General features: G+C 70.0%; 17 protein-coding genes. 3 read left to right on the forward strand and 14 right to left on the reverse strand.

Annotated features, from left to right (window positions below; all coding sequences use genetic code 11):
• Positions 1–262: 262 nt before the first annotated feature.
• From F0U44_RS00005 to rpsO, 3 genes are all read right to left on the reverse strand, one after another.
• Positions 263–1,648, reverse strand: a complete 1,386-nt coding sequence (locus F0U44_RS00005) for a M16 family metallopeptidase (RefSeq protein ID WP_306461697.1) — start codon at positions 1,646–1,648, stop codon at positions 263–265.
• A gap of 7 nt (positions 1,649–1,655) precedes the next feature.
• Complete coding sequence (locus tag F0U44_RS00010) at positions 1,656–3,878, reverse strand: polyribonucleotide nucleotidyltransferase (protein WP_149726239.1); 2,223 nt, start codon at positions 3,876–3,878, stop codon at positions 1,656–1,658.
• A gap of 152 nt (positions 3,879–4,030) precedes the next feature.
• Positions 4,031–4,306 carry a 30S ribosomal protein S15 gene (gene rpsO / locus F0U44_RS00015; RefSeq protein ID WP_136593170.1) on the reverse strand — a complete coding sequence of 92 codons (276 nt, stop codon included), beginning with the start codon at positions 4,304–4,306 and terminating at the stop codon, positions 4,031–4,033.
• Between the two features lie 153 nt (positions 4,307–4,459).
• On the opposite strand from rpsO, the gene F0U44_RS00020 reads away from it, so the two are divergent.
• Complete coding sequence (locus F0U44_RS00020) at positions 4,460–6,577, forward strand: molybdopterin-dependent oxidoreductase (RefSeq protein ID WP_246160197.1); 2,118 nt, start codon at positions 4,460–4,462, stop codon at positions 6,575–6,577.
• Here the strand turns inward: F0U44_RS00020 and F0U44_RS00025 are convergent.
• From F0U44_RS00025 to rimP, 10 genes are all read right to left on the reverse strand, one after another.
• Positions 6,570–7,589 (reverse strand): hypothetical protein, encoded by a 1,020-nt coding sequence (locus F0U44_RS00025; RefSeq protein ID WP_149726240.1) that lies wholly within the window; start codon positions 7,587–7,589, stop codon positions 6,570–6,572. The two genes, F0U44_RS00020 and F0U44_RS00025, sit on opposite strands and share 8 nt — an antisense overlap.
• The gene (locus F0U44_RS00030; RefSeq protein WP_149726241.1) at positions 7,586–8,539 is read right to left on the reverse strand and encodes a bifunctional riboflavin kinase/FAD synthetase; all 954 of its coding nucleotides are present in this window, start codon (positions 8,537–8,539) and stop codon (positions 7,586–7,588) included. The genes F0U44_RS00025 and F0U44_RS00030 overlap by 4 nt, the downstream gene beginning before the upstream one ends.
• Positions 8,540–8,549: 10 nt before the next feature.
• Complete coding sequence (locus F0U44_RS00035) at positions 8,550–9,680, reverse strand: serine hydrolase domain-containing protein (protein WP_149726242.1); 1,131 nt, start codon at positions 9,678–9,680, stop codon at positions 8,550–8,552.
• Positions 9,681–9,684: 4 nt separating this feature from the next.
• Entirely contained in the window at positions 9,685–10,566 is an 882-nt protein-coding gene (truB, locus tag F0U44_RS00040) for a tRNA pseudouridine(55) synthase TruB (protein WP_149726243.1), read from the reverse strand.
• The gene (rbfA, locus tag F0U44_RS00045; RefSeq protein WP_149726244.1) at positions 10,563–11,021 is read right to left on the reverse strand and encodes a 30S ribosome-binding factor RbfA; all 459 of its coding nucleotides are present in this window, start codon (positions 11,019–11,021) and stop codon (positions 10,563–10,565) included. The genes truB and rbfA overlap by 4 nt, the downstream gene beginning before the upstream one ends.
• 89 nt (positions 11,022–11,110) lie before the next feature.
• Positions 11,111–13,906, reverse strand: coding sequence for a translation initiation factor IF-2 (gene infB / locus F0U44_RS00050; RefSeq protein WP_149726245.1), 2,796 nt, complete (start codon positions 13,904–13,906; stop codon positions 11,111–11,113).
• A 135-nt stretch (positions 13,907–14,041) separates the two neighbouring features.
• Positions 14,042–14,365 (reverse strand): YlxR family protein, encoded by a 324-nt coding sequence (locus tag F0U44_RS00055; RefSeq protein WP_281292610.1) that lies wholly within the window; start codon positions 14,363–14,365, stop codon positions 14,042–14,044.
• A 59-nt stretch (positions 14,366–14,424) separates the two neighbouring features.
• Positions 14,425–15,975, reverse strand: coding sequence for a WD40/YVTN/BNR-like repeat-containing protein (locus tag F0U44_RS00060; RefSeq protein ID WP_149726246.1), 1,551 nt, complete (start codon positions 15,973–15,975; stop codon positions 14,425–14,427).
• A 36-nt stretch (positions 15,976–16,011) separates the two neighbouring features.
• Positions 16,012–16,983: a transcription termination factor NusA gene (gene nusA, locus F0U44_RS00065; RefSeq protein WP_149726247.1), complete on the reverse strand. Its 972-nt coding sequence runs from the start codon at positions 16,981–16,983 to the stop codon at positions 16,012–16,014.
• On the reverse strand, positions 16,983–17,471 hold the full coding sequence (rimP, locus tag F0U44_RS00070) for a ribosome maturation factor RimP (RefSeq protein WP_149726248.1): 489 nt from the start codon (positions 17,469–17,471) through the stop codon (positions 16,983–16,985). Before rimP ends, nusA begins: the two co-directional genes overlap by 1 nt.
• A 95-nt stretch (positions 17,472–17,566) precedes the next feature.
• Here rimP and F0U44_RS00075 point away from each other — a divergent pair, with 95 nt between their 5' ends.
• Together F0U44_RS00075 and F0U44_RS00080 are read left to right on the forward strand one after the other, a co-directional pair.
• Positions 17,567–18,049, forward strand: a complete 483-nt coding sequence (locus F0U44_RS00075) for a hypothetical protein (RefSeq protein ID WP_149726249.1) — start codon at positions 17,567–17,569, stop codon at positions 18,047–18,049.
• The gene (locus F0U44_RS00080; RefSeq protein ID WP_149726250.1) at positions 18,046–18,483 is read left to right on the forward strand and encodes a ferritin-like domain-containing protein; all 438 of its coding nucleotides are present in this window, start codon (positions 18,046–18,048) and stop codon (positions 18,481–18,483) included. The genes F0U44_RS00075 and F0U44_RS00080 overlap by 4 nt, the downstream gene beginning before the upstream one ends.
• 229 nt (positions 18,484–18,712) lie before the next feature.
• On the opposite strand, the gene F0U44_RS00085 is transcribed toward F0U44_RS00080, so the two are convergent.
• Positions 18,713–19,645 carry a zinc metalloprotease gene (locus tag F0U44_RS00085; protein WP_149726251.1) on the reverse strand — a complete coding sequence of 311 codons (933 nt, stop codon included), beginning with the start codon at positions 19,643–19,645 and terminating at the stop codon, positions 18,713–18,715.
• Positions 19,646–19,674 lie beyond the last annotated feature (29 nt).

Genomic DNA, 19,674 nt, shown 5'->3' on the forward strand with positions numbered 1-19,674 from the left:
GCGACATGCCCCCCGTCGTCGGGATCATCGGGCGCCGCTGAGCGCCTGCCTGCCGCGAGCTCGCGAGCGGCTGGCACGCGCTCAGCAAGCGTGGTCGTCGAGTAGCGCCCACGGCTGAGCCTGCGAAGCCGTGACGGCGCGTATCGAGACGCGGTGAGGCGTACGCCGACCGCAACCACTGGCAGTGGCCGGGGCCGAGGGCACGTCACTGCGTCTCGATACGCGGCTCGCTGCGCTCGCCAGCTACTCGACGAACCTGGGCCTACGGGCCGACGACGGCCAGCAGCTCAGGGCGACTGAAGACCTCGGCGGCGATCGCCTGGACGTCCTCGAGCGAGACGGCCTCGATGCGCGCCATGACGTCGTCGATGCCGAGGACGTCGGAGTAGACGAGCTCGGCCTTGCCGAGGCGCATCATCCGCGAGGCGCTGTCCTCGAGGCCCAGGACGAGCCCGCCGATCAGCTGGCCCTTGCCGCGCGCCAGCTCCTCGGCTGTGATCCCGTGGGCGGCGATGCGGGACAGCTCGACGCGCACGACCTCGAGCACCTCGTCGAGGCGACCGGGCAGGCAACCGACCGCGACGCCGACCAGACCCGAGTCGGCGTAGTGGGTCGCGAAGGAGTAGACGGAGTAGGCCAGGCCGCGGTGCTCGCGCACCTCCTGGAAGAGGCGACTGGAGGTGCCGCCGCCCAGAGCGGTGTTGAGGACACCGAGGGCGAAGCGCCGGTCGTCGTCACGGGTGATGCCTTCAGCTGCGAGGACCACGTTGACCTGTTCGAAGGGTCGAGAGATCCGCCCTTCGTCGCCGCGGATGCGCGCGTGCTTGCGGGCCGGCCGCGGACCGACGGGCTCAGCCGTCGTGGCGAGGAAGCCGTGGCGACCGAACGACGCCCGGACCGCCTTGACGACCTCAGCGTGGTCGACCGCACCGGCGATCGAGATCACCATGTTGTCGGGGCGGTAGTGGCGCTTGTAGAACCGCTGGATCTGGGCGCGCGACATCGCCTCGATCGACTCGGTGGTGCCGGCGATCGGCCGTCCCAACGGGCCGCTCCCCCAGGCCAGCTCGGCGAGCAGGTTCTGGACGACGTCGTCGGGGTCGTCCTCGTGCATCGCGATCTCGTCGAGGATGACGTCGCGCTCGGCGTCGACGTCGTGGGACTCGAGCAGCGAGCCGGTGATCATGTCGCCGAGCACGTCGACCGCGAGCGTCAGGTCCTCGCCGAGGACCCGCGCGTGGAAGCAGGTGTATTCCTTCGCAGTGAAGGCGTTGAACTCGCCCCCGACCGCGTCGAGCGCGATGGAGATGTCGAGCGCCGAACGCTCGTCGGTGCCCTTGAAGAGCAGGTGCTCCAAGAAGTGGGAGGCGCCGTGGGTGGTCGCGGTCTCGTCACGCGAGCCGACGCCGATCCACACGCCGATCGAGGCCGACCGCACGCCGGCCATCTGCTCGGTGATGATGCGCAGACCGGACGGCAGCACTGTCCGGCGTACTTGCGAGGTGACATGACCCGCCGCGTCACGCACCGTCTCGAGGGTGCGCGTCGAGGCCCGGCCAGCCGGGGTGGTGCTCGCCGGGATAGTGCTGGGGAGTGCCGACGGCCGGCCAGCGAGACGCTGGCCGGCCGTCGGGACAGGCGTGGTCACTTAAGGACTACTCCGCGTCCTCGGCGGGAGCCTCGGAGTCGGACTCCGCACCCTCCACGACGGGGACGAGCGACAGCTTGCCGCGGTCGTCGATCTCGGCGATCTTGACCTGGATCTTCTGGCCGACCGAGACGACGTCCTCGACGTTCTCGACGCGCTTGCCGCCGGCGAGGTCACGCAGCTTGCTGATGTGCAGCAGGCCGTCCTTGCCGGGCATGAGCGAGACGAAGGCGCCGAAGTTGGTCGTCTTCACGACGGTGCCGAGGTAGCGCTCGCCGACCTCGGGCATCGTCGGGTTGGCGATCGCGTTGACGGCCTGCTTGGCAGCCTCAGCAGCCTCGCCGTTGGTCGCACCGATGTAGACCGTGCCGTCGTCCTCGATCGACAGGGTCGCGCCCGTGTCGTCCTGGATCTGGTTGATGACCTTGCCCTTGGGCCCGATGACCTCGCCGATCTTGTCGACCGGCACCTTGATCGTGATGATCCGCGGGGCGTGGACCGACATCTCGTCCGGGGCGTCGATGGCCTCGGCCATGACGTCCAGGATGGCCATCCGGGCGTCCTTGGCCTGGGTCAGCGCCGCAGCGAGGACCTCGGCCGGGATGCCGTCGAGCTTGGTGTCGAGCTGCAGGGCAGTCACGAACTCGCGGGTGCCGGCGACCTTGAAGTCCATGTCACCGAACGCGTCCTCGGCGCCGAGGATGTCGGTGAGCGCGACGTACTGCGTCTCACCGTCGACCTCGCCCGAGATCAGACCCATCGCGATGCCCGCGACGGCGGCCCGGAGCGGGACACCGGCCTGGAGCAGCGACATGGTCGACGCGCAGACCGAACCCATCGAGGTCGAGCCGTTGGAGCCCATGGCCTCCGACAGCTGACGGATCGCGTAGGGGAACTCCTCACGGGTGGGGAGCACGGGGAGCAGCGCGCGGCGCGCGAGCGCACCGTGGCCGACCTCGCGGCGCTTGGGCGAGCCCACGCGACCGGTCTCACCGGTGGAGAACGGCGGGAAGACGTACTTGTGCATGTAGCGGCGCGACTTCTCCGGGGAGAGGGTGTCGAGCTGCTGCTCCAGCTTCAGCATGTTGAGCGTGGTGACACCCAGGATCTGGGTCTCGCCGCGCTCGAACAGCGCCGAGCCGTGCACCCGCGGGAGCAGGCCGACCTCGGCGTGCAGCGGCCGGATGTCGGCCAGGCCGCGGCCGTCGATGCGGATCTTGTCGCGCAGGATGCTCTCGCGCACGAGCTGCTTGTTGACCGAGCGGAAAGCCGCGCCGATCTCCTTCTCGCGGCCCTCGAACTGGGCGCCGAGCGAGGCCAGGACGTTGTCCTTGAGCTCGTCGGTGCGGTCGTTGCGCTCGGTCTTGTCGGCGATCTTCATCGCAGCGGCGAGGTCCGAGCGGACAGCGGCCTCGACGGCCTCGAAGACGTCGTCCTCGTAGTCGAGGAAGATCGGGAACTCCTGGATCGGCTTGGCGGCCGCCTTGGCGAGCTCCATCTGGGCGTCGACCAGCTGCTTGATGAACGGCTTGCTGGCGTCGAGACCGCCGGCGACGACGGCCTCGGTCGGCGCCTGGACACCGTCCTGGACCTTGGTCCAGGTCTGCTCGGTGGCCTCAGCCTCGACCATCATGATCGCGACGTCGCCGGACTCGGTGACCCGACCCGCGACGACCATGTCGAAGACGGCGTCCTCGAGCTGGCTGTGGCTCGGGAAGGCGACCCACTGACCGTCGATCAGCGCCACTCGCACGGCACCGACCGGGCCGGAGAACGGCAGACCGGAGAGCTGGGTGGACATCGACGCCGCGTTGATCGCGAGCACGTCGTAGGGGGCGTCCGGGTTGAGCGCCAGGACGGTGATGACGACCTGGACCTCGTTGCGCAGACCCTTCTTGAAGGTCGGGCGCAGCGGTCGGTCGATGAGGCGGCAGGTGAGGATCGCGTCCTCGCCCGGGCGACCCTCGGAACGGAAGAACGAGCCGGGGATCTGGCCCGCGGCGTACATCCGCTCCTCGACGTCGATCGTCAGGGGGAAGAAGTCGAAGTGGTCCTTCGGGTGCTTTCCGGCGGTGGTCGCCGACAGCAGCATGGTGTCGTCGTCGAGGTAGGCGGTCACCGAACCGGCGGCCTGTCGGGCGAGAAGCCCGTTCTCGAACTTGATGGTGCGGGTGCCGAACTTGCCGTTGTCGATAACGGTCTCTACGGCGGAGATGACGGGTTCAGTCAAGATGTTCTCTTATTCGTACGGCGCGGAGCACGCTGCCCCGCAGTCATTGGACTAGATGTCTGAAGGCTCACAGTAGCGACGTGTGCGCGAAATGCGGAAAGGGCGGCCCCCACGAGGGGACCACCCGTTCCACACATGTTGGTCGGACGCGATCAGCGGCGGAGGCCGAGGCGCTCGACGATCGAGCGATAACGCTCGATCTCGGTCTTCTTCAGGTAGTTCAGCAGCCGGCGGCGCTGACCCACGAGGAGCAGCAGGCCACGACGGCTGTGGTGGTCGTGCTTGTGCTGCTTGAGGTGCTCGGTGAGGTGGCTGATGCGGTGGCTGAGCAGCGCGATCTGCACCTCGGGGGAACCGGTGTCGCCCTCGGTCGTGGCGTACTCGGCGATGATCTTCTTCTTGGTCTCCGCGTCGGTACCAATAGCCATGCTTCTCAGGTTTCCTTCCGGTTCGTTGCGCGGCGCGCCCGGGCATGTCCACCGGGGCACTCTTGATCCGCGGCCGTTAGACGGCAACCGCACAAGATTAACAGCGGAGCCGAGCGCGTCCCAATCGTCATCGGCGTCTGCCACGATGACGAGGTGGCTGATCAGAACGGCCGACAGCAGATCGGCGTGTGCAACCTGTGCGAGGCGATGTGCGGCCTCCTCCTGACGATCGAGGACGGTCAGGTGACCGGCGCGCGCGGCAATCCTGACGACCCGCTCTCCCGGGGCCACATCTGCCCCAAGGGCGTGGCCATCGGCGACATCCAGGCCGACCCCGACCGGCTCCGCCGTCCCGTACGGCGTGACCGCACGACCGGCGCGTGGACCGAGATCGGCTGGGACGAGGCGCTCGACCTCGTCGCCGACGGCATCGCCGGCGTGGTCAACGCGCACGGTCGGTCGAGCCTCGGGATCTACCTGGGCAACCCCAACGTCCACAGCCTCGGCTCGATGACCCATGGCACGGCGCTCGTGAAGGCACTGCACACGCCCAACACGTTCAGCGCGACCTCGGTCGACCAGCTCCCCCACCAGCTCATGGCGCACCTGATGTTCGGCCACCAGCTCCTGCTGCCGATCCCCGACATCGACCGCACGTCCTACTTCCTCGTCTTCGGCGCCAATCCGATGGCGTCCAACGGCTCCCTGATGACCGTGCCCGACTTCCCCGGCCGGTTGCGCGAGCTCAAGGCGCGCGACGGACGCATGGTCGTCTTCGACCCGCGCCGCACCGAGACGGCGAAGGTCGCCACCGAGCACCACTTCCTGCGCCCGGGCTCCGACGCGTGGATCCTGCTGGCGATGGTGCGCCAGCTCTTCGTCGACGGGGTCGCGACGGCTCCGTCGTACGCCGTCGGGCTGGCCGCGGTCGAGGCGGCGGTCGCGCCCTTCACCCCTGCCCTCGCCGAGCAGCACAGCGGTGTCGCCGCCGAGGAGATCGTGCGGATCGCCCGTGACCTCGCGTCGAGCGACGGCGCGGTGGCCTACGGCCGGATCGGGGTCTCGACGACCGAGTTCGGGTCGATCTGCCAGTGGGCGATCAACCTGCTCAACGTGCTGACCGGCAACCTGGACCGCACGGGCGGGGCGATGTTCACCTCACCGGCCATCGACATCGTCGGCACCGGCCTGATCGGGCGCGGCGGCCACGGTCGCCGTACGTCCCGGGTCCGCGGCCTCCCCGAGACCTCCAGCGAGCTGCCCGTGGCCGCCCTGCGCGAGGAGATCGAGACCCCCGGCGACGGGCAGATCCGCGCGATGCTGACGCTGTCGGGCAACCCGGTCCTCTCGACACCGGACGGCGCGCGGCTCGACACCGCCCTCGCCGGACTCGACTTCATGGCCGCCGTCGACATCTACATCAACGAGACGACCCGTCACGCCGATGTCATCCTGCCGCCGACGACCGCCCTCGAACGCGACCACTACGACCTGGTCTTCCACGCGCTGGCAGTGCGCAACACGGCACGGTTCACGCCCGCGGCCCTTCCGGCGGGGAAGGACAGCCGCCACGACTGGCAGATCTACCGCGACCTGGCGCTGCGGATCACCGACCGGCTGCGCCCCCGCCGCGGCATCGCAGATCGCGCGAAGCTCCGGGCTCGGATGTCGATCAGCCCGACCCGGATGATCCAGGTCCTGCTCGCGCGGGGCGACTCCGGCGTCACGATCACCCGGTTGCGCAAGAAGCCGGAGGGCATCGACCTCGGCCCGCTGCGTCCCGACCAGCTGCCCGCACGGCTGCGCAACCGCGACCGCACGATCGACCTGGCACCCGCACTCGTGATCGACGACCTCGCCCGGCTCACCGCGACCGCTGCGCCGTCGGCCGACGAGCTGGTGCTCATCGGCCGGCGCCACAAGCAGGACTGCAACTCCTGGATGCACAACAGCGAGCGACTGACCAAGGGCCGCCCCCGCCACCAGTTGCTGATGCACCCCGACGACCTCGACGCCCGCGGCCTCAGCGACGGCGCCCTGGTCACCGTCACGTCCCGGGTCGGCTCGGTGAAGGTCGACGTGCAGGCGAGCGCCGACATGATGCCGGGCGTGGTGTCACTCCCCCACGGCTACGGGCACGGGCGCGAGGGCACCCGACTCGGCGTCGCCGACGAGGTCGCGGGGGTGTCGATCAACGACCTCACCGACCCCGAACGCCTCGACGTCTCGGGCAACGCCGCCCTGAGCGGTGTGCCCGTGACGGTCAGCTAGCGCCGTCGTCCTCGGCGAGCATCCGGTAGATCACGCGCATGCTGACCGCGCGAGCGAGCTCCTCCATGATCACCGTGAAGAACTCCTTGCGGTAGATCTCGTCGGTGATCGCGACGACGGTGAAGTAGAGCCCGGAGAAGCCCGCCAGGAAGAACGACACGTGCAGCAGCTCGAGGCTGACGAGGTGCGGCCCGGGCGGGTAGGACGGATGGCCGTCGCCCACCCACGACGTGATCACCGACGGGTCGATGACGAGCTTGCCGAAGCCGACGAAGAAGGCGAACACGGCGATCGCGAGCAGGAACACCTGCACGGTCTGGGCGATGACGAGCACGAGCACGAGGTTGACCATCTGCAGCCCGGTCACCTGCGCCTGGTCGGGCAGGCTGACGTCGGAGGCGCTGATCCGGCGAGCGGCGGCCTCCAGCGGGCTGTTGGCCGTGCCGGCGAGCACCTCGTCGAGCTGCACCCGGTCGTCGAACTGGTCGAGCTCCTGCGCCAGGCGCGGCACGAGGAAGCCGAGCGCGACGGCGACGAAGCAGAGGACCGCTGCCCACAGCACCCCGCCGTGGAGCGCGGAGGCCACTTGCCAGACCTCGGTGTTGATGAAGAGGAAGGTGATGAAGAGCATCAGGATCGGCAGCGCACGGGTGGCCAGCGGTAGGAGCAGACCGAGGCTGCCCAACGCCCGGCGCAACGCCCACCGCGCGATCGGCATCGTGCGCAGTGCCACCAGCGCGTAGACGGCGATGGTGAGCAGGCCGGCGCTGGTGCCGGCGACGATGTCGTAGGACGGCGCCGAGGACTTGTCGACGGCCCACGCGGTGCCGGCGCTGATGGCGATCGCCACGATGCCGACCACCACGATCGGCAGCCGGCTCAGGCGGTCGGCGACGTCGGCCCGGACGTCGTCGACGAACCACGGGAGGCCGTGGTGGGCGAACCAGGCCTCGGCGGCGGCGCGCTCGGCGCCGACATCGGGGACGGCAGGTCCGCCCGGAGTCGCTGTCATGACCCGAGGATCTCGCGAGTGCGCTCCACGTCGTCAGCGATCGCGACCAACAGGTCGTCGATGCCGTCGAACCTCACCATGCCGCGGATCCGCTCAATGAAGGCAACCTCTACCTCGACGCCGTAGAGCGCCAGGTCGGTGCGGTCCAGGACGTAGGCCTCGACCCGGCGGTCGCGCTGCCCGTCGAACGTCGGGTTGGTGCCCACGCTGATCGCCGCGGGGAGCCTGGTCTCGGAGGCGCCGTCGAGGCGGGTGAGCCAGCCGGCGTAGACGCCGTCGGCAGGTGCGGCCGAACCGGCCACCACAGGGACGTTGGCGGTCGGGAAGCCGAGCTCGCGGCCGCGCTTGTCGCCCTCGATCACCACCCCGCGCGTGACGAAGGGACGGCCGAGCGCCTCGGCAGCGCCGGCGACGTCGCCGGCGGCGAGGCAGGTGCGCACGTAGGTCGACGACCAGACCTGCGGGCCACCGTCGAGCTGGACCGCCTCGACGGTGAAGTCCTGGGCGCCCCCTGCGTCGGCGAGGGTGTGGACATCGCCCGCAGCCCGGTTGCCGAAGCGGAAGTTGGCACCGACGACGACGGCCTTCGCGTGGAGGCTGTCGACGAGGATCCGGTCGATGAACTCCTGCGGGGTCCAGGCCGCGATCTCTCGCGAGAAGGGGATCACCAGCACAGCGTCGACGCCCGCCTCGCCCATCAGGCGGAGGCGCTCGTCGATGGTCGTCAGCGTCGGCGGCGCGTGCTCGGGACGCAGGACGGCGATCGGGTGCGGGTCGAAGGTCACCGCGACGACGGTCTCGACGCCGATCTCCTCGGCACGCTCGCGGGTCCGGCTCACCACGTGTTGGTGCCCGAGGTGCATGCCGTCGAAGTTGCCGATCGTGACGACGCTCCGCGACGCCGTCAGCGTTTCTTCGGGCACGTCCCCGAGCTCTCGCCACACCTGCACGAGCGTCAGACTACTGATCCGATGCGGCGAGCAGTCGCCCGACCATGCCCTCGGTGATCTGCTGCCCGCGCTTCTCGAGGTTCCACGCCGGCTCGCGACCGCGGACAGCGTTGGTGACCCAGAAGACCATCAGCTCCGCGTCGGGAATCCGGGCGAGCTCGGCGTAGGACAGTCCGTTGCCGCCGTTGTGCCAGAGCAGTCGTCCGACCGACGTCTCCTGGGTGACCCAGCCGAAGGCGGCGAAGGTGTCACCGCGCGGCTCTTCCCGGACGCGAGGCGCGAAGAGCTCGACCTTCGCGTCGTGGTCAAGGATTCGGTCGCCCTCCAACGCGAGGTGCCAGCGAAAGATGTCACGGGGCGTGGACAGCAGGCCGCCGTTGCCACGCAGGTTCCAGTACGGCCCGTCGGCGGCCCACGGCTGCTCGTTGGGCCGTCCGTGCGAGGCACCGGCGGCGTCGTACTCGATGGCGATCGTCGACCGCTCCCAGTCGGGCAGCACGTAGCCCGTGCTGGTCATGCCCGCCGGCTCGAACAACGACCGCGCGAGGTAGACCTCGTAGTCGACGCCGGACACCCTCTCGATGATCGCGGCCAGCAGGCTGTAGCCGACGTTGGAGTAGAGGTAGGCCTCCCCTGGCGCGCTGACCAACGCCGAGCCGAGGGCGGCGGTCTCGAGATCGGACCGCGACACTGCCTCGTAGTCGCCGCCGAGGACGTCGACCAGACCGGAGGTGTGGGTCAGTAGGTGCTCGATGGTGATGGCCCTCTTGTCCGGCGGTACGCCGTCGAAGTAGGTGTCGATGCGATCGGTGACCCGAAGCCGCCCGTCCCCCTCCAGCGTGAGCACCGCCGCCGCCGTGAACTGCTTGGTGATCGACCCGATGTCATAGACCGTGTCGCACCCGGCCGCCGTGCCAGCGGCGCGGTCCGATGCGCCCCACCCTGCGCAGCTCACCAGCTCGCCGTCGCGTGCGGCGACCATCGACCCGCTGGTGCCGGCGGGCACGTCGATGCCGAACGGCGCCTTCGTCGTCACGACGGTCGGCGAGGCGACCGGCTCGCGGTCGGGGGCACCGCCGCCACTGCACCCGGCGACGAGCACCAGGGTCGCGCCCACGAGCACTGCCCGGGCGAACGACATGTGGTCAGCCTACGAACACTGCGGCCGGCCGCGCCCTGCCACCCTCGGGGCGGTAGAGCGCGAGGAACTCACCGCTGGGCGCGAACACGGCGGTGAGGTCGACGATGTCGAGCGGGAGCGCTCGGCCGTAGCGGACGTCCTGCTCCTGCTCCGCATCGAGGTCGTACGACGGGAAGGCCGCTCGCGCTGCCTCCTCGATCGGCATCACGGCGAAGTCGTCGGCGAGCTGCTCGAGGGTCCGTGCGGCGCCGAGGCCGTAGGGACCGACCGCTGTCCGCCTCAGCGCGGTGAGGTGGCCGCCGACGCCGAGCGCTGCGCCGAGGTCGCGCGCGATCGCGCGGACGTAGGTGCCGCTCGAGCAGCGCATCGAGATGTCGACGTCGACCGTCGGGGTTTCGAGGCTCGCTGGCGCTCGCACCTCAACCACCGTCAGCTCGTGGACGGTGACCGGCCGTGCCTTGAGCTCGACGTCCTCACCGTCGCGGACCCGCTGGTAGGACCGCTTGCCGTCGACCTTGATCGCCGACACCGCGGTCGGCACCTGCTCGATGTCACCGACGAACGCCGACAGCGCCGCGCGGACCTGGTCCTCGGTGATCCCATCGGTCGCGGCGGTCGCGACCACGTCGCCCTCGGCGTCATCGGTCACGGTGGAGACCCCGAGCCGGATCGTGGCGTCGTAGGCCTTCTCGGTGAGCATCAGGTGGCCGAGCAAACGGGTCGCCCGGCCGGTGCCGAGGACCAGCACGCCGGTCGCCATCGGGTCGAGCGTGCCGGCGTGGCCGACCTTGCGGGTGCCCGCCAGGCGGCGCACACGCGCCACCACGTCATGGCTCGTGAGGCCGCCGGGCTTGTCGACGACGACCAGCCCGTTGGGCTCGGTCACTCGTCCTCGTCGTCCTCGTCGTCGACGTCCTCGACGACCTCGCGCGGCTTCTTGTAGGGGTCGGCCTCGCCGGCGGGCTGGGCACCCTCGCGAGCAGCAGCGACCGCTTCGTCGGCCTCGCGAGCCTTCGCCAGCACCTCGTCGAGGTGCCGGGCACCCTCGGGGATCACGTCGAGCTCGAACGCCAGCGTCGGCACCAGGCGCATGCCCAGCTGCTTGCCGACCTCCGAGCGCAGCACGCCCTTGGCCGACTCGAGCGCCGCGGCCGTGGCCGCCTGCTCCTCGGCCTCGCCGAGCACCGTGTAGTAGAGCGTGGCGTGCTGGCTGTCGCCGGACAGGCGCACGTCAGTGATCGTGATGAAACCCAGCCGCGGGTCCTTGATGCGTCGCTCGAGCATCTCGGCCACGATCACCTGGATGCGGTCCGCGATCTTGCGCACGCGCGGGTTAGCCATGAGCTGTTCCTATCAGTAAGACGGCTGCGCCGCCCGCCCCGATACCGGGGACGGGCGGCGTAGCTGAGCAATCAGTTGCGAAGGGTCCCTCAGCTGCGAGGAATCTCCTTCATCTCGAAGGCCTCGACGATGTCGCCATCCTTGATGTCCTGGAAGTTCTTGAGCACGAGACCGCACTCGAAGCCTTCCCGGACCTCCGACGCGTCGTCCTTCTCCCGCTTGAGCGAGGCGAGGTCGAGGTTGTCGGCGATGACCGCACCGTCGCGGAGCACGCGCACCTTGGCGTTGCGTCGGATGACGCCGCCGATGACCATGCAGCCCGCGATGTTGCCGATCTTCGACGAGCGGAAGATCGCGCGGATCTCCGCCTGGCCGAGGGTCGACTCCTCGTACTCCGGCTTGAGCATGCCCTTGAGCGCGGCCTCGATCTCCTCGATGGCCTGGTAGATGACCGAGTAGTACTTGATCTCCACGCCCTCGCGGTCCGCGAGCTCAGCGGCCTTGCCCTGAGCCCGGACGTTGAAGCCGATGATGATCGCGTCGGACGCGGCCGCCAGGTTGACGTTGGCCTCGGTGATCGCACCGACACCACGGTCGATGACGCGCAGCGAGACCTCGTCGCCGACCTCGATCGCAGCGAGTGCGTCCTCGAGGGCCTCGACAGAACCGGACACGTCGCCCTTGAGGATGAGGTTGAGCTCCTGGCTCTCGCCCTTCTCCATGGAGGCCATGAAGTCCTCGAGGGTGCGACGGATGCGGCGCTTGGCCTGGAGGGCGGCACGCTCGCGCGCCTCCCGCTTCTCCGCGATCTGGCGGGCGACTCGGTCGTCCTCCACCACGATGAAGTTCTGGCCGGCACCGGGCACCGCCGAGAGACCCAGGACCATCGCCGGGCGACCCGGGTCGGCCTCGGTCATCTCGTCGCCGTGCTCGTCGAGCATCGCGCGGACCCGGCCGTAGGCGGGACCGGCGACGATCGAGTCACCCACGCGCAGCGTGCCGCGCTGGACGAGGATCGTCGCGACCGGACCGCGACCGCGGTCGAGGTGCGCCTCGACGACCAGACCCTGGGCATCCTGCGTCGGGTTGGCCCGGAGGTCGAGCGACGCGTCGGCCGTGAGGACGACCGCCTCGAGCAGCTTGTCGAGGTTGAGCCCGGCCTTGGCCGAGACGTCGACGAACATCGCGTCGCCGCCGTACTCCTCGGGAACCAGACCGTATTCGGTCAGCTGACCGCGGACCTTGGTCGGGTCGGCGTCGGGCTTGTCGATCTTGTTGACCGCCACCACGATCGGCACACCGGCGGCCTTGGCGTGGTTGAGCGCCTCGACCGTCTGCGGCATGACGCCGTCGTCGGCCGCGACCACCAGGACCGCGATGTCGGACGACTGCGAACCGCGGGCACGCATGGCGGTGAACGCCTCGTGACCCGGGGTGTCGATGAAGGTGATGCGGCGGTCGTTGCCGTCGACCTCGGTGTGGACCTGGTAGGCACCGATGTGCTGGGTGATGCCACCGGCCTCGCCCGCCACCACGTTGGCTCCGCGGAGCGCGTCGAGCAGCTTGGTCTTACCGTGGTCGACGTGGCCCATGACGGTCACGACCGGCGGTCGGACGACGAGGTCGGACTCGTCACCCTCGTCGGCACCGAACTCGAGGTCGAACGACTCGAGCAGCTCACGGTCCTCGTCCTCGGGCGAGACGATCTCGACGACGTAGTTGAGCTCCTCACCGAGCAGCTCGAACGTCTCGTCACCGACGGACTGGGTCGCGGTGACCATCTCGCCGAGGTGGAAGAGCATCTGCACGAGCGCCGCGGCGTCGAGGCCGATCTTCTCGGCGAAGTCGGTCAGCGAGGCGCCACGAGCGAGGCGAATGGTCTCGCCGTTGCCCTTGCGGACCCGCATGCCGCCCAGCGTCGGGGCCTCCATGGCCTCGAACTCTTGACGACGCGCACGCTTCGACTTGCGGCCGCGACGGGCGGGACCGCCCGGACGACCGAACGCACCCTGGGTCTGACCACGCTGGCCGGGACGGTTGCCGCCACCAGGACGGCCGCCACCACCGCCAGGAGGGCCGAAGCCGCCGCCACCACCGGGGCCACCGCGACCGGGGGCACCGGCACCGACGCCGCCGCCGGGACGACCCGGAGCACCGCCGCGGGCACCACCCGGGCCACCGCGGGCGCCACCGGGGCCACCGGGGCCCGGACGTCCGGGACCACGACCGCCGGGTCCGGCGCCGAAGGCAGCCGGAGACTTGGGCATCATCGCGGGGTTGGGGCGCGGCATGCCGGGGCGTCCGCCCGGGGTTGCCGGCGGACGCGGACCGGCAGGACCGGCCTCGCCCTCACGCGGGGCCGGGGCGGGGCGACGGCCCATGCCCTGGCTCGACGCGAACGGGTTGTTGCCGGGACGCGGGGTCCCGGCCGGCTTGCCCACCGGCCGCGGCGCGGGCGCCTTGGGCGTGGCGGGCTTGGGGGCTCCGGGAGCCTCGGTCGCGGTCGGCTCGGCCGGCGGCTCGGGAGCAGCCGGGGGCTCCTCCACGACGGGCGCGGCGGGCGCGGGCGCGGCAGCAGCCGGCTCCTCGACCACCGGCGCCGGCTCGACGGACTCGACGGTCTCGGCCGGGGCGGGAGCCTTCGGCTTCGGGCCGGGCTTGGGGGCAGCCTTCTTGGCCTCGGGCTCAGCGGCGGGCGCGCCCGCAGCCTGCTGGCCGGCGAGGAGCTCGGCCGCGTAGGCGGCCTCGAACTTCTTCACGGCCGGGAGCTCGATGCTCGAGGATGCCGTCTTGGCGAATTCGCCGATGGCGTTGAGCTTCTCCAGCGCTTCCTTGCTGGGGATGCCGTATTGCTTCGCGAGTTCGGAAACTCGGGTCTTGGCCACGTCTCTCCTTTTGGCCCAAGACCCGGTTCTTCCGGGAGTCTTAGACCGTTGGTGGGTGCTGCAGAACGAACTGGCTCATCGCGAAGTACTCATCGAGTGCTCATGAGCTGCTGCTCCAGTTTCTTGTCAGGACGGTCACTGCTCTTGCGGGTGCGAGTCGAGGTAGTCGCCCACCGGTGCGCTGGACAGCCCACCCTCGGCCCGTAGTGAGCGGGAGAAGGCTTTCCGGCGTACCGCGAGGTCGTAACACCCGGAGGTGGGGTGCAGGTGTGCTCCCCTACCGGGCGCGGTCCCGTCGGGATCGGGCACGGCGGCTGGTTGGCCGTCAGTGTCCGAGCCGGCGATCACACGCAACAACTCGCTTTTGGCAGCCCGTTTCCGGCATCCGATGCACGTCCGGACGGGCCCCTCGAGGAGAAAATCGTCCGGCGACGTCGAGATAATCCGTCGGCGTGCCACCAGCGGGCAACTCTACCCGTTGGGGCGACTGAAATTCGAAACCGGGGCGCCTACCCGGGTCAATCGCAGCCGGGAGCACCGGATCGGCGCTCGTAGGTGGCGATCACGGTCCCGTCCTCCAGGCTGTAGTCGAGGTGCCCGTCGTCCGTGACGGTCGCGTAGCCGTAGAGCGTCTGCTGCCCCTCCGCCAGCGGCCAGCCCGCGGGCGGGCCGTCGCCCGCGCCCGTCTCGACGTCAGGTCCGTCATCAGTACGGCGCCACGTGCCGTCGCCGAACCAGAACCAGTCCATGCCGCAGTGGACGAACATCGGCGCGTGGTAGCGCACGCCAACCTCGGGTCGCTCGCCCTCGGGCACCGTGACCAGTTCGACCGTCTCCGGACCCGCAGCGCCCTCGGCAACGGGCAGATCAGCGTCGGCGGGCCAGGTGTGAACGGCTACCCCGCCCCGTTCTGCAACCATGATCAGGACTCGGCCGTCGGCCGTGCCGACAATCTCATCGGGCTCCTGCTCCCCCGGCAGCTCGACGCCCGTCCAGGTGGCGCCGTCCGCGCTCACGACGACCTGCGGCCGGGGCTGCTGGTCATACGAGCACTGCTCGATGTCGGCATAGCAGACCTCGGGCTGCGACCAGCTCATGTCGTCAACGCCCGTCAGCGTGAAGAAGCGGCCCGCGCCCACCCAGAGCGGCGCCCATCCCTCGGCCTCGTCGTCGAGCGGCAGCGCGTCGACCGGCTCCCAGGTCGCGCCGCCGTCGTCGGAACGCAGCGCCGCGGTGCTGGAGCCCGCCGTGGTCGCGACGACGCTCGACCCGACCGCACCGAGTCCGGAGATCGAGTAGACGTCCCGGAGCTCGGTGGCGGCCACCCGCGACCAGGTGGCGCCGTTGTCGCTGGTGCGCCACAGCGCGGCAGTGCCGCCGATCCGCCCCGAGACCAGCAGAGCGTCGTCCACAACGACGACGTCGCCGGCGTACGACTCGTCGTCGTAGCCGCGGTAGTCGGGCACGTCCGGCAACGCGACCTCGTCGAAGGTCTTCCCGTCCGTGCTCGTCCATGCCCTCGCCTCGAAGCCGCCCATGCCGGGGTCGTCGAGGGTCCGGTAGGCACCGACGGCCACGATCTGGTCGTCCACGACCTCGATGTCGTTGAACTCCACCGGGTCGCTGAAGCCGGTCGCCTCGACCCGCTCCCACACCAGCCCGTCATCGCTCCGCAGCGCCAGCGGATCGTAGGTGAACTCCTCATCGCCGTCGACCTCGACCGTGCCAGCGTTGCCGAGCGCCAGCCAACTGCCATCGGCGAGGCGGACCGCGTCGCCAACGGCGGCGTACTGCTCGCCGAGATCGAGCGGTTCACCCTCCACGAACCGACCGCCCTCGGTCGACAGGTGCGACTGCAGGACCCCGTCGTCGGAGAGCATCAGCACCAGTGCGTCGTCGCGCTCGGTGACCAGCAAGGTCGGGAAGTCGACCGCAAGCTCGCCGTTGAGGTGCTCGGTGCCCCACTCCCCCGGCTCGGCCGCAGCGGGCTGGGGGCCAGAGGGCTCCTCACCGCAGGCCGACAGGACCACAGGCAGGAGCAGGGCGCCGATCGCGGCGAGGGTGCGCATACCTGGTAGACGCTCCGACGCCGCCCGACGTTCCGATCAGGCGCCTTCTTCGTCGGAGTGGATGTCGATCCGCCAGCCGGTGAGGCGGGCGGCGAGGCGGGCGTTCTGGCCCTCCTTGCCGATCGCCAGGGACAGCTGGAAGTCGGGTACGACGACCCGCGCCGACTTCGTCGCCGGGTCGACCACCGTCACCGAGGACACCTGTGCCGGGGACAGCGCGTGGGCCACCAGCTCGGACGGGTCGTCGGACCAGTCGACGATGTCGATCTTCTCGCCGTGCAGTTCCGACATCACCGAGCGCACCCGCTGACCCATCGGACCGATGCAAGCGCCCTTGGCGTTGACGCCGCTCACCGTCGAGCGCACCGCCATCTTGGTGCGGTGGCCCGCCTCACGGGCGATCGCCGCGATCTCGACCGTGCCGTCGGCGATCTCGGGCACCTCGAGGGCGAAGAGCTTCTTGACCAGGTTGGGGTGCGAGCGCGACAGCGTGATCTGCGGTCCGCGCATCCCCTTGCGGACCGAGACGACCAGGCACTTGATGCGCGTGCCGTGGCGGTAGTCCTCGCCGGGCACCCGCTCGCTCACCGGGAGGATCGCCTCGATCTTGCCGAGGTCGACCAGCACGTCGTCGGGGTTGCGCCCCTGCTGGATGACGCCCGAGATGATGTCGCCCTCCTTGCCGGAGAACTCGCCGTACTTGATCTCGTCCTCGGCGTCGCGCAACCGCTGCAGCATGATCTGCTTCGCCGTCGTCGCCGCGATCCGGCCGAAGCCGTCGGGGGTGTCCTCGAACTCGCCGATCCGGTTGCCCTCGTCATCGAGCTCGGGCGCGAGCACGGTGACGTGCCCCGTCTTGCGGTCGAGCTCGACCCGCGCGTGCTCGTGGGCACCGGGCGTCTTCTGGTAGGCCGTGAGAAGCGCCTGCTCGATCGCCTCGACGAGGACGTCGAACTTGATCTCCTTCTCGCGCTCCAGCATGCGCAGGATGTTGAGGTCGATGTCCATCAGTCGCGGTCCTTCCGGTTGAACTCGATCTGCACGAGCGCCTTCTTCACGTCGGCGTAGGCAACAGTGCGCGGGGAGCCGTCGACGTCGAGCGTCACCTGCTCGGTGTCGGAGTCGCCGATCCGGCCGGTGACGTCGGTGCCGTCGGTGAAGGTGACCTTCACCAGGCGGGTGGCGTTGCGGCGCCAGTGGCGCGACAGCGTGAGCGGACGGTCGACGCCGCGAGAGGTGACCTCGAGCGTGTAGGGCTGCTCCCCCATCGCGTCGGTCTCGTCGATGACCTCGTTGATCGCGCGGGTCGCGGCGGCGACGTCGTCGAGGGAGACGCCGCCATCGGCGTCGACAGCGATCCGCAGCACCCGGCGCTTGCCGGCCGGGGTGAGCTCCACCGCTTCGACATCGAGGCCCAGGCTCTCGAGCGGTCCGGCGACGGCTGCCGACACTGCTGTGACGGTGGCGTCTGCCCCGGGGCGATGGCTCGAGCTCATGGGTGAAACCCCCGTGTCCTGTTGTGGTGATGCGGTTGTGGTGTTGCGGCCGTGCTGACTCTCTTCCGCCACGATAGCGGCTGTAACCTCACCGGGTGCCTCGCCCCGCCGCCCTTGCGTCCCGACGCCTCGTGATCGGCGGCGCGGCAGCCGGGGCGGCCCTGCTCGTGTCCGGGTGCGGCGTCCGGGACAGCCGCGGATCCGCGACGTCCGGGGACCCAACCGCGCCGGCGGCCGACGCCGACAGCGACCTGGTCGTCGAGATCGTCGACCAGATCACCGGCGCCCTCTCCCTTGCGAAGGCGACCGGGACGGCGTTCAAGAGCCTGCGCCCCCTCAGTCGCGATCTCGTCGCCCTGCACGACGCCCACCTCGACGAGCTCGGCGAGTCGGCCGACCCGAGCAAGGAGGTCGTGAAAGGCACCGTCGAGACGGCCCGCGCGCGTCTGCTCCGCGCGGAGGAAAATCTCCAGGGCCGACTGGTGACGGCCGCGCTCGCCGCCGAGAGCGGCGCACTCGCCCAGACCTTCGCCTCGATGGCGGCAGCGATCGCTCAGCAGCGGGCGGTGGCAGCGTGAGCGCCGACCGGGTCGGCAGCCCGGCGACCGATGCGCTGCAGACGACCCTGGCCGCCGAGCATGCAGCCGTCTTCGTCTACGGAGCCTTGGGCGGCCAGACCTCGCGGTCGGAGACACCGGCGCTCTACGCGGCAGTCACCGACGCCTACGTCACCCACCGCGGCCGCCGCGACGAGCTCATCGACCGCCTCGTCGCGGCCGGTCACGAACCCGTCGCCGCCGAGCCGGCCTACGACCTGCCCGCCGACCTGTCCACCGCGGCGGCCGTGAGCGGTCGCGCGCTCGCCCTCGAACGGTCGGCAGCGTCGACGTACGCCTTCCTGATCGCCTCGACGACGGGCTCGGCGCGCTCCTGGGGCGTGGACGCCCTCCTCGACACCGCCGTGCGCGAGCTGGCCTTCGGCGGAGGACCCGAGCGACTCCCCGGGCTCTAAAAATGCCTTGCGGTCCGCGACCTCCGACTTCGGGGAACTCCCGAGACGTCCCCCGAAACTCGGGATCGCGGACCGCACATGGCCGGGGACAACGGCCACTGCAGCATCGGCAAGGTGGGGCTCACCGGGCTGCTGTGCACAATCATGCAACGAAGTGACCCGGATGTGCTCGTTACCGCGATCCTCATAAAACTGCACTGCAGAAACCTGCAATCAGCAGCCCCGTGGGTCAGGCTCGGTAGGCCGCCCACATCGTGTCCATCCGAGCGCTCTGGCCCGGCGTGAACTGGTTGTAGCAAGGGTCGTAGCTGTAGTCCATGTAGTTGTGGATCGGGTCGAGGCCCGGCAGGGAGCAGGAGTCACGGCCCGCGGGGCAGCCCTCGGTCGACGACTGCTGGGCCGGGGTGTCGCTCACCTCGTCGTTGGTGGCCGTGCAGCCGCCCTGGAACGTGTGGTAGAGCCCGAACCAGTGACCGGCCTCGTGGCTCGCGGTCTTGCCCTCGTTGTAGTTGGTTGCCGCGCCGCCCGGAAGCGACGAGTAGAGCACCCGGATCCCGTCGACGTTGCCCTTCTTGGCGTAGTCCCACGGGAAGGTCGCGATGCCGAGGTACTTGAAGTCGACCAACCAGATGTTGAGGGCGTTCTTGCCGCCCAGGCGCGTCTTCTTGCGGTAGGCCGAGGACAGCCGGTCCTTGTGCCAGTAGTTGTTGTAGTAGGTGTCGACCCCGGCCAGCGTGAACGTGAACCCCGTGTTGGCTGCGGTGGACGGCGCTTCCTGTCCGGCGAAGTCCTGGTTGAGCTCGGCGATCTGCGCGTCGATCTGGGCCTGCGTGACGTCGCCCTCGCCCGTCTTGGACAGCATCTTGTGGATGTAGACCGGCACGACGGCGCTGGTGAGGGCTGCTGAGCGTCGGGAGATCCCCTTGCGGTCCAGGATCGCTCGGGTCTGCTGCCTGATGGCGCGCTGCTCCTTGGCCGAGATCGCGCGGGTGTCACCGGTGCCGCGCCCGCGGGCCTCGGCGGCAGCGTCGTGGCCCTTCGAAGTGATGCACGAGTGCACGGCGCGCTCCGGCGCGGGCCGCGCATGGGCAGGGGTGACCACCATCAGGCTCGCGGCGGCCATGCCGACGGCCAGAGCTGAGACTCGCAGGGTTCGACGCATCCTCGGATCCAACACCAGTTGTCCGGGGA

Source organism: Nocardioides humilatus, from assembly GCF_008373755.1.
Taxonomy (GTDB): domain Bacteria; phylum Actinomycetota; class Actinomycetes; order Propionibacteriales; family Nocardioidaceae; genus Nocardioides; species Nocardioides humilatus.

Coding starts and splice junctions, on each gene's coding strand:
- F0U44_RS00060 (WP_149726246.1), bottom strand. CDS start 15,975: ATGCGCACCCTCGCCGCGATCGGCGCCCTGCTCCTGCCTGTGGTCCTG.
- rimP (WP_149726248.1), bottom strand. CDS start 17,471: ATGAGCTCGAGCCATCGCCCCGGGGCAGACGCCACCGTCACAGCAGTG.
- rpsO (WP_136593170.1), bottom strand. CDS start 4,306: ATGGCTATTGGTACCGACGCGGAGACCAAGAAGAAGATCATCGCCGAG.
- rbfA (WP_149726244.1), bottom strand. CDS start 11,021: ATGGCTAACCCGCGCGTGCGCAAGATCGCGGACCGCATCCAGGTGATC.
- F0U44_RS00025 (WP_149726240.1), bottom strand. CDS start 7,589: ATGACAGCGACTCCGGGCGGACCTGCCGTCCCCGATGTCGGCGCCGAG.
- nusA (WP_149726247.1), bottom strand. CDS start 16,983: ATGGACATCGACCTCAACATCCTGCGCATGCTGGAGCGCGAGAAGGAG.
- F0U44_RS00035 (WP_149726242.1), bottom strand. CDS start 9,680: ATGTCGTTCGCCCGGGCAGTGCTCGTGGGCGCGACCCTGGTGCTCGTC.
- F0U44_RS00085 (WP_149726251.1), bottom strand. CDS start 19,645: ATGCGTCGAACCCTGCGAGTCTCAGCTCTGGCCGTCGGCATGGCCGCC.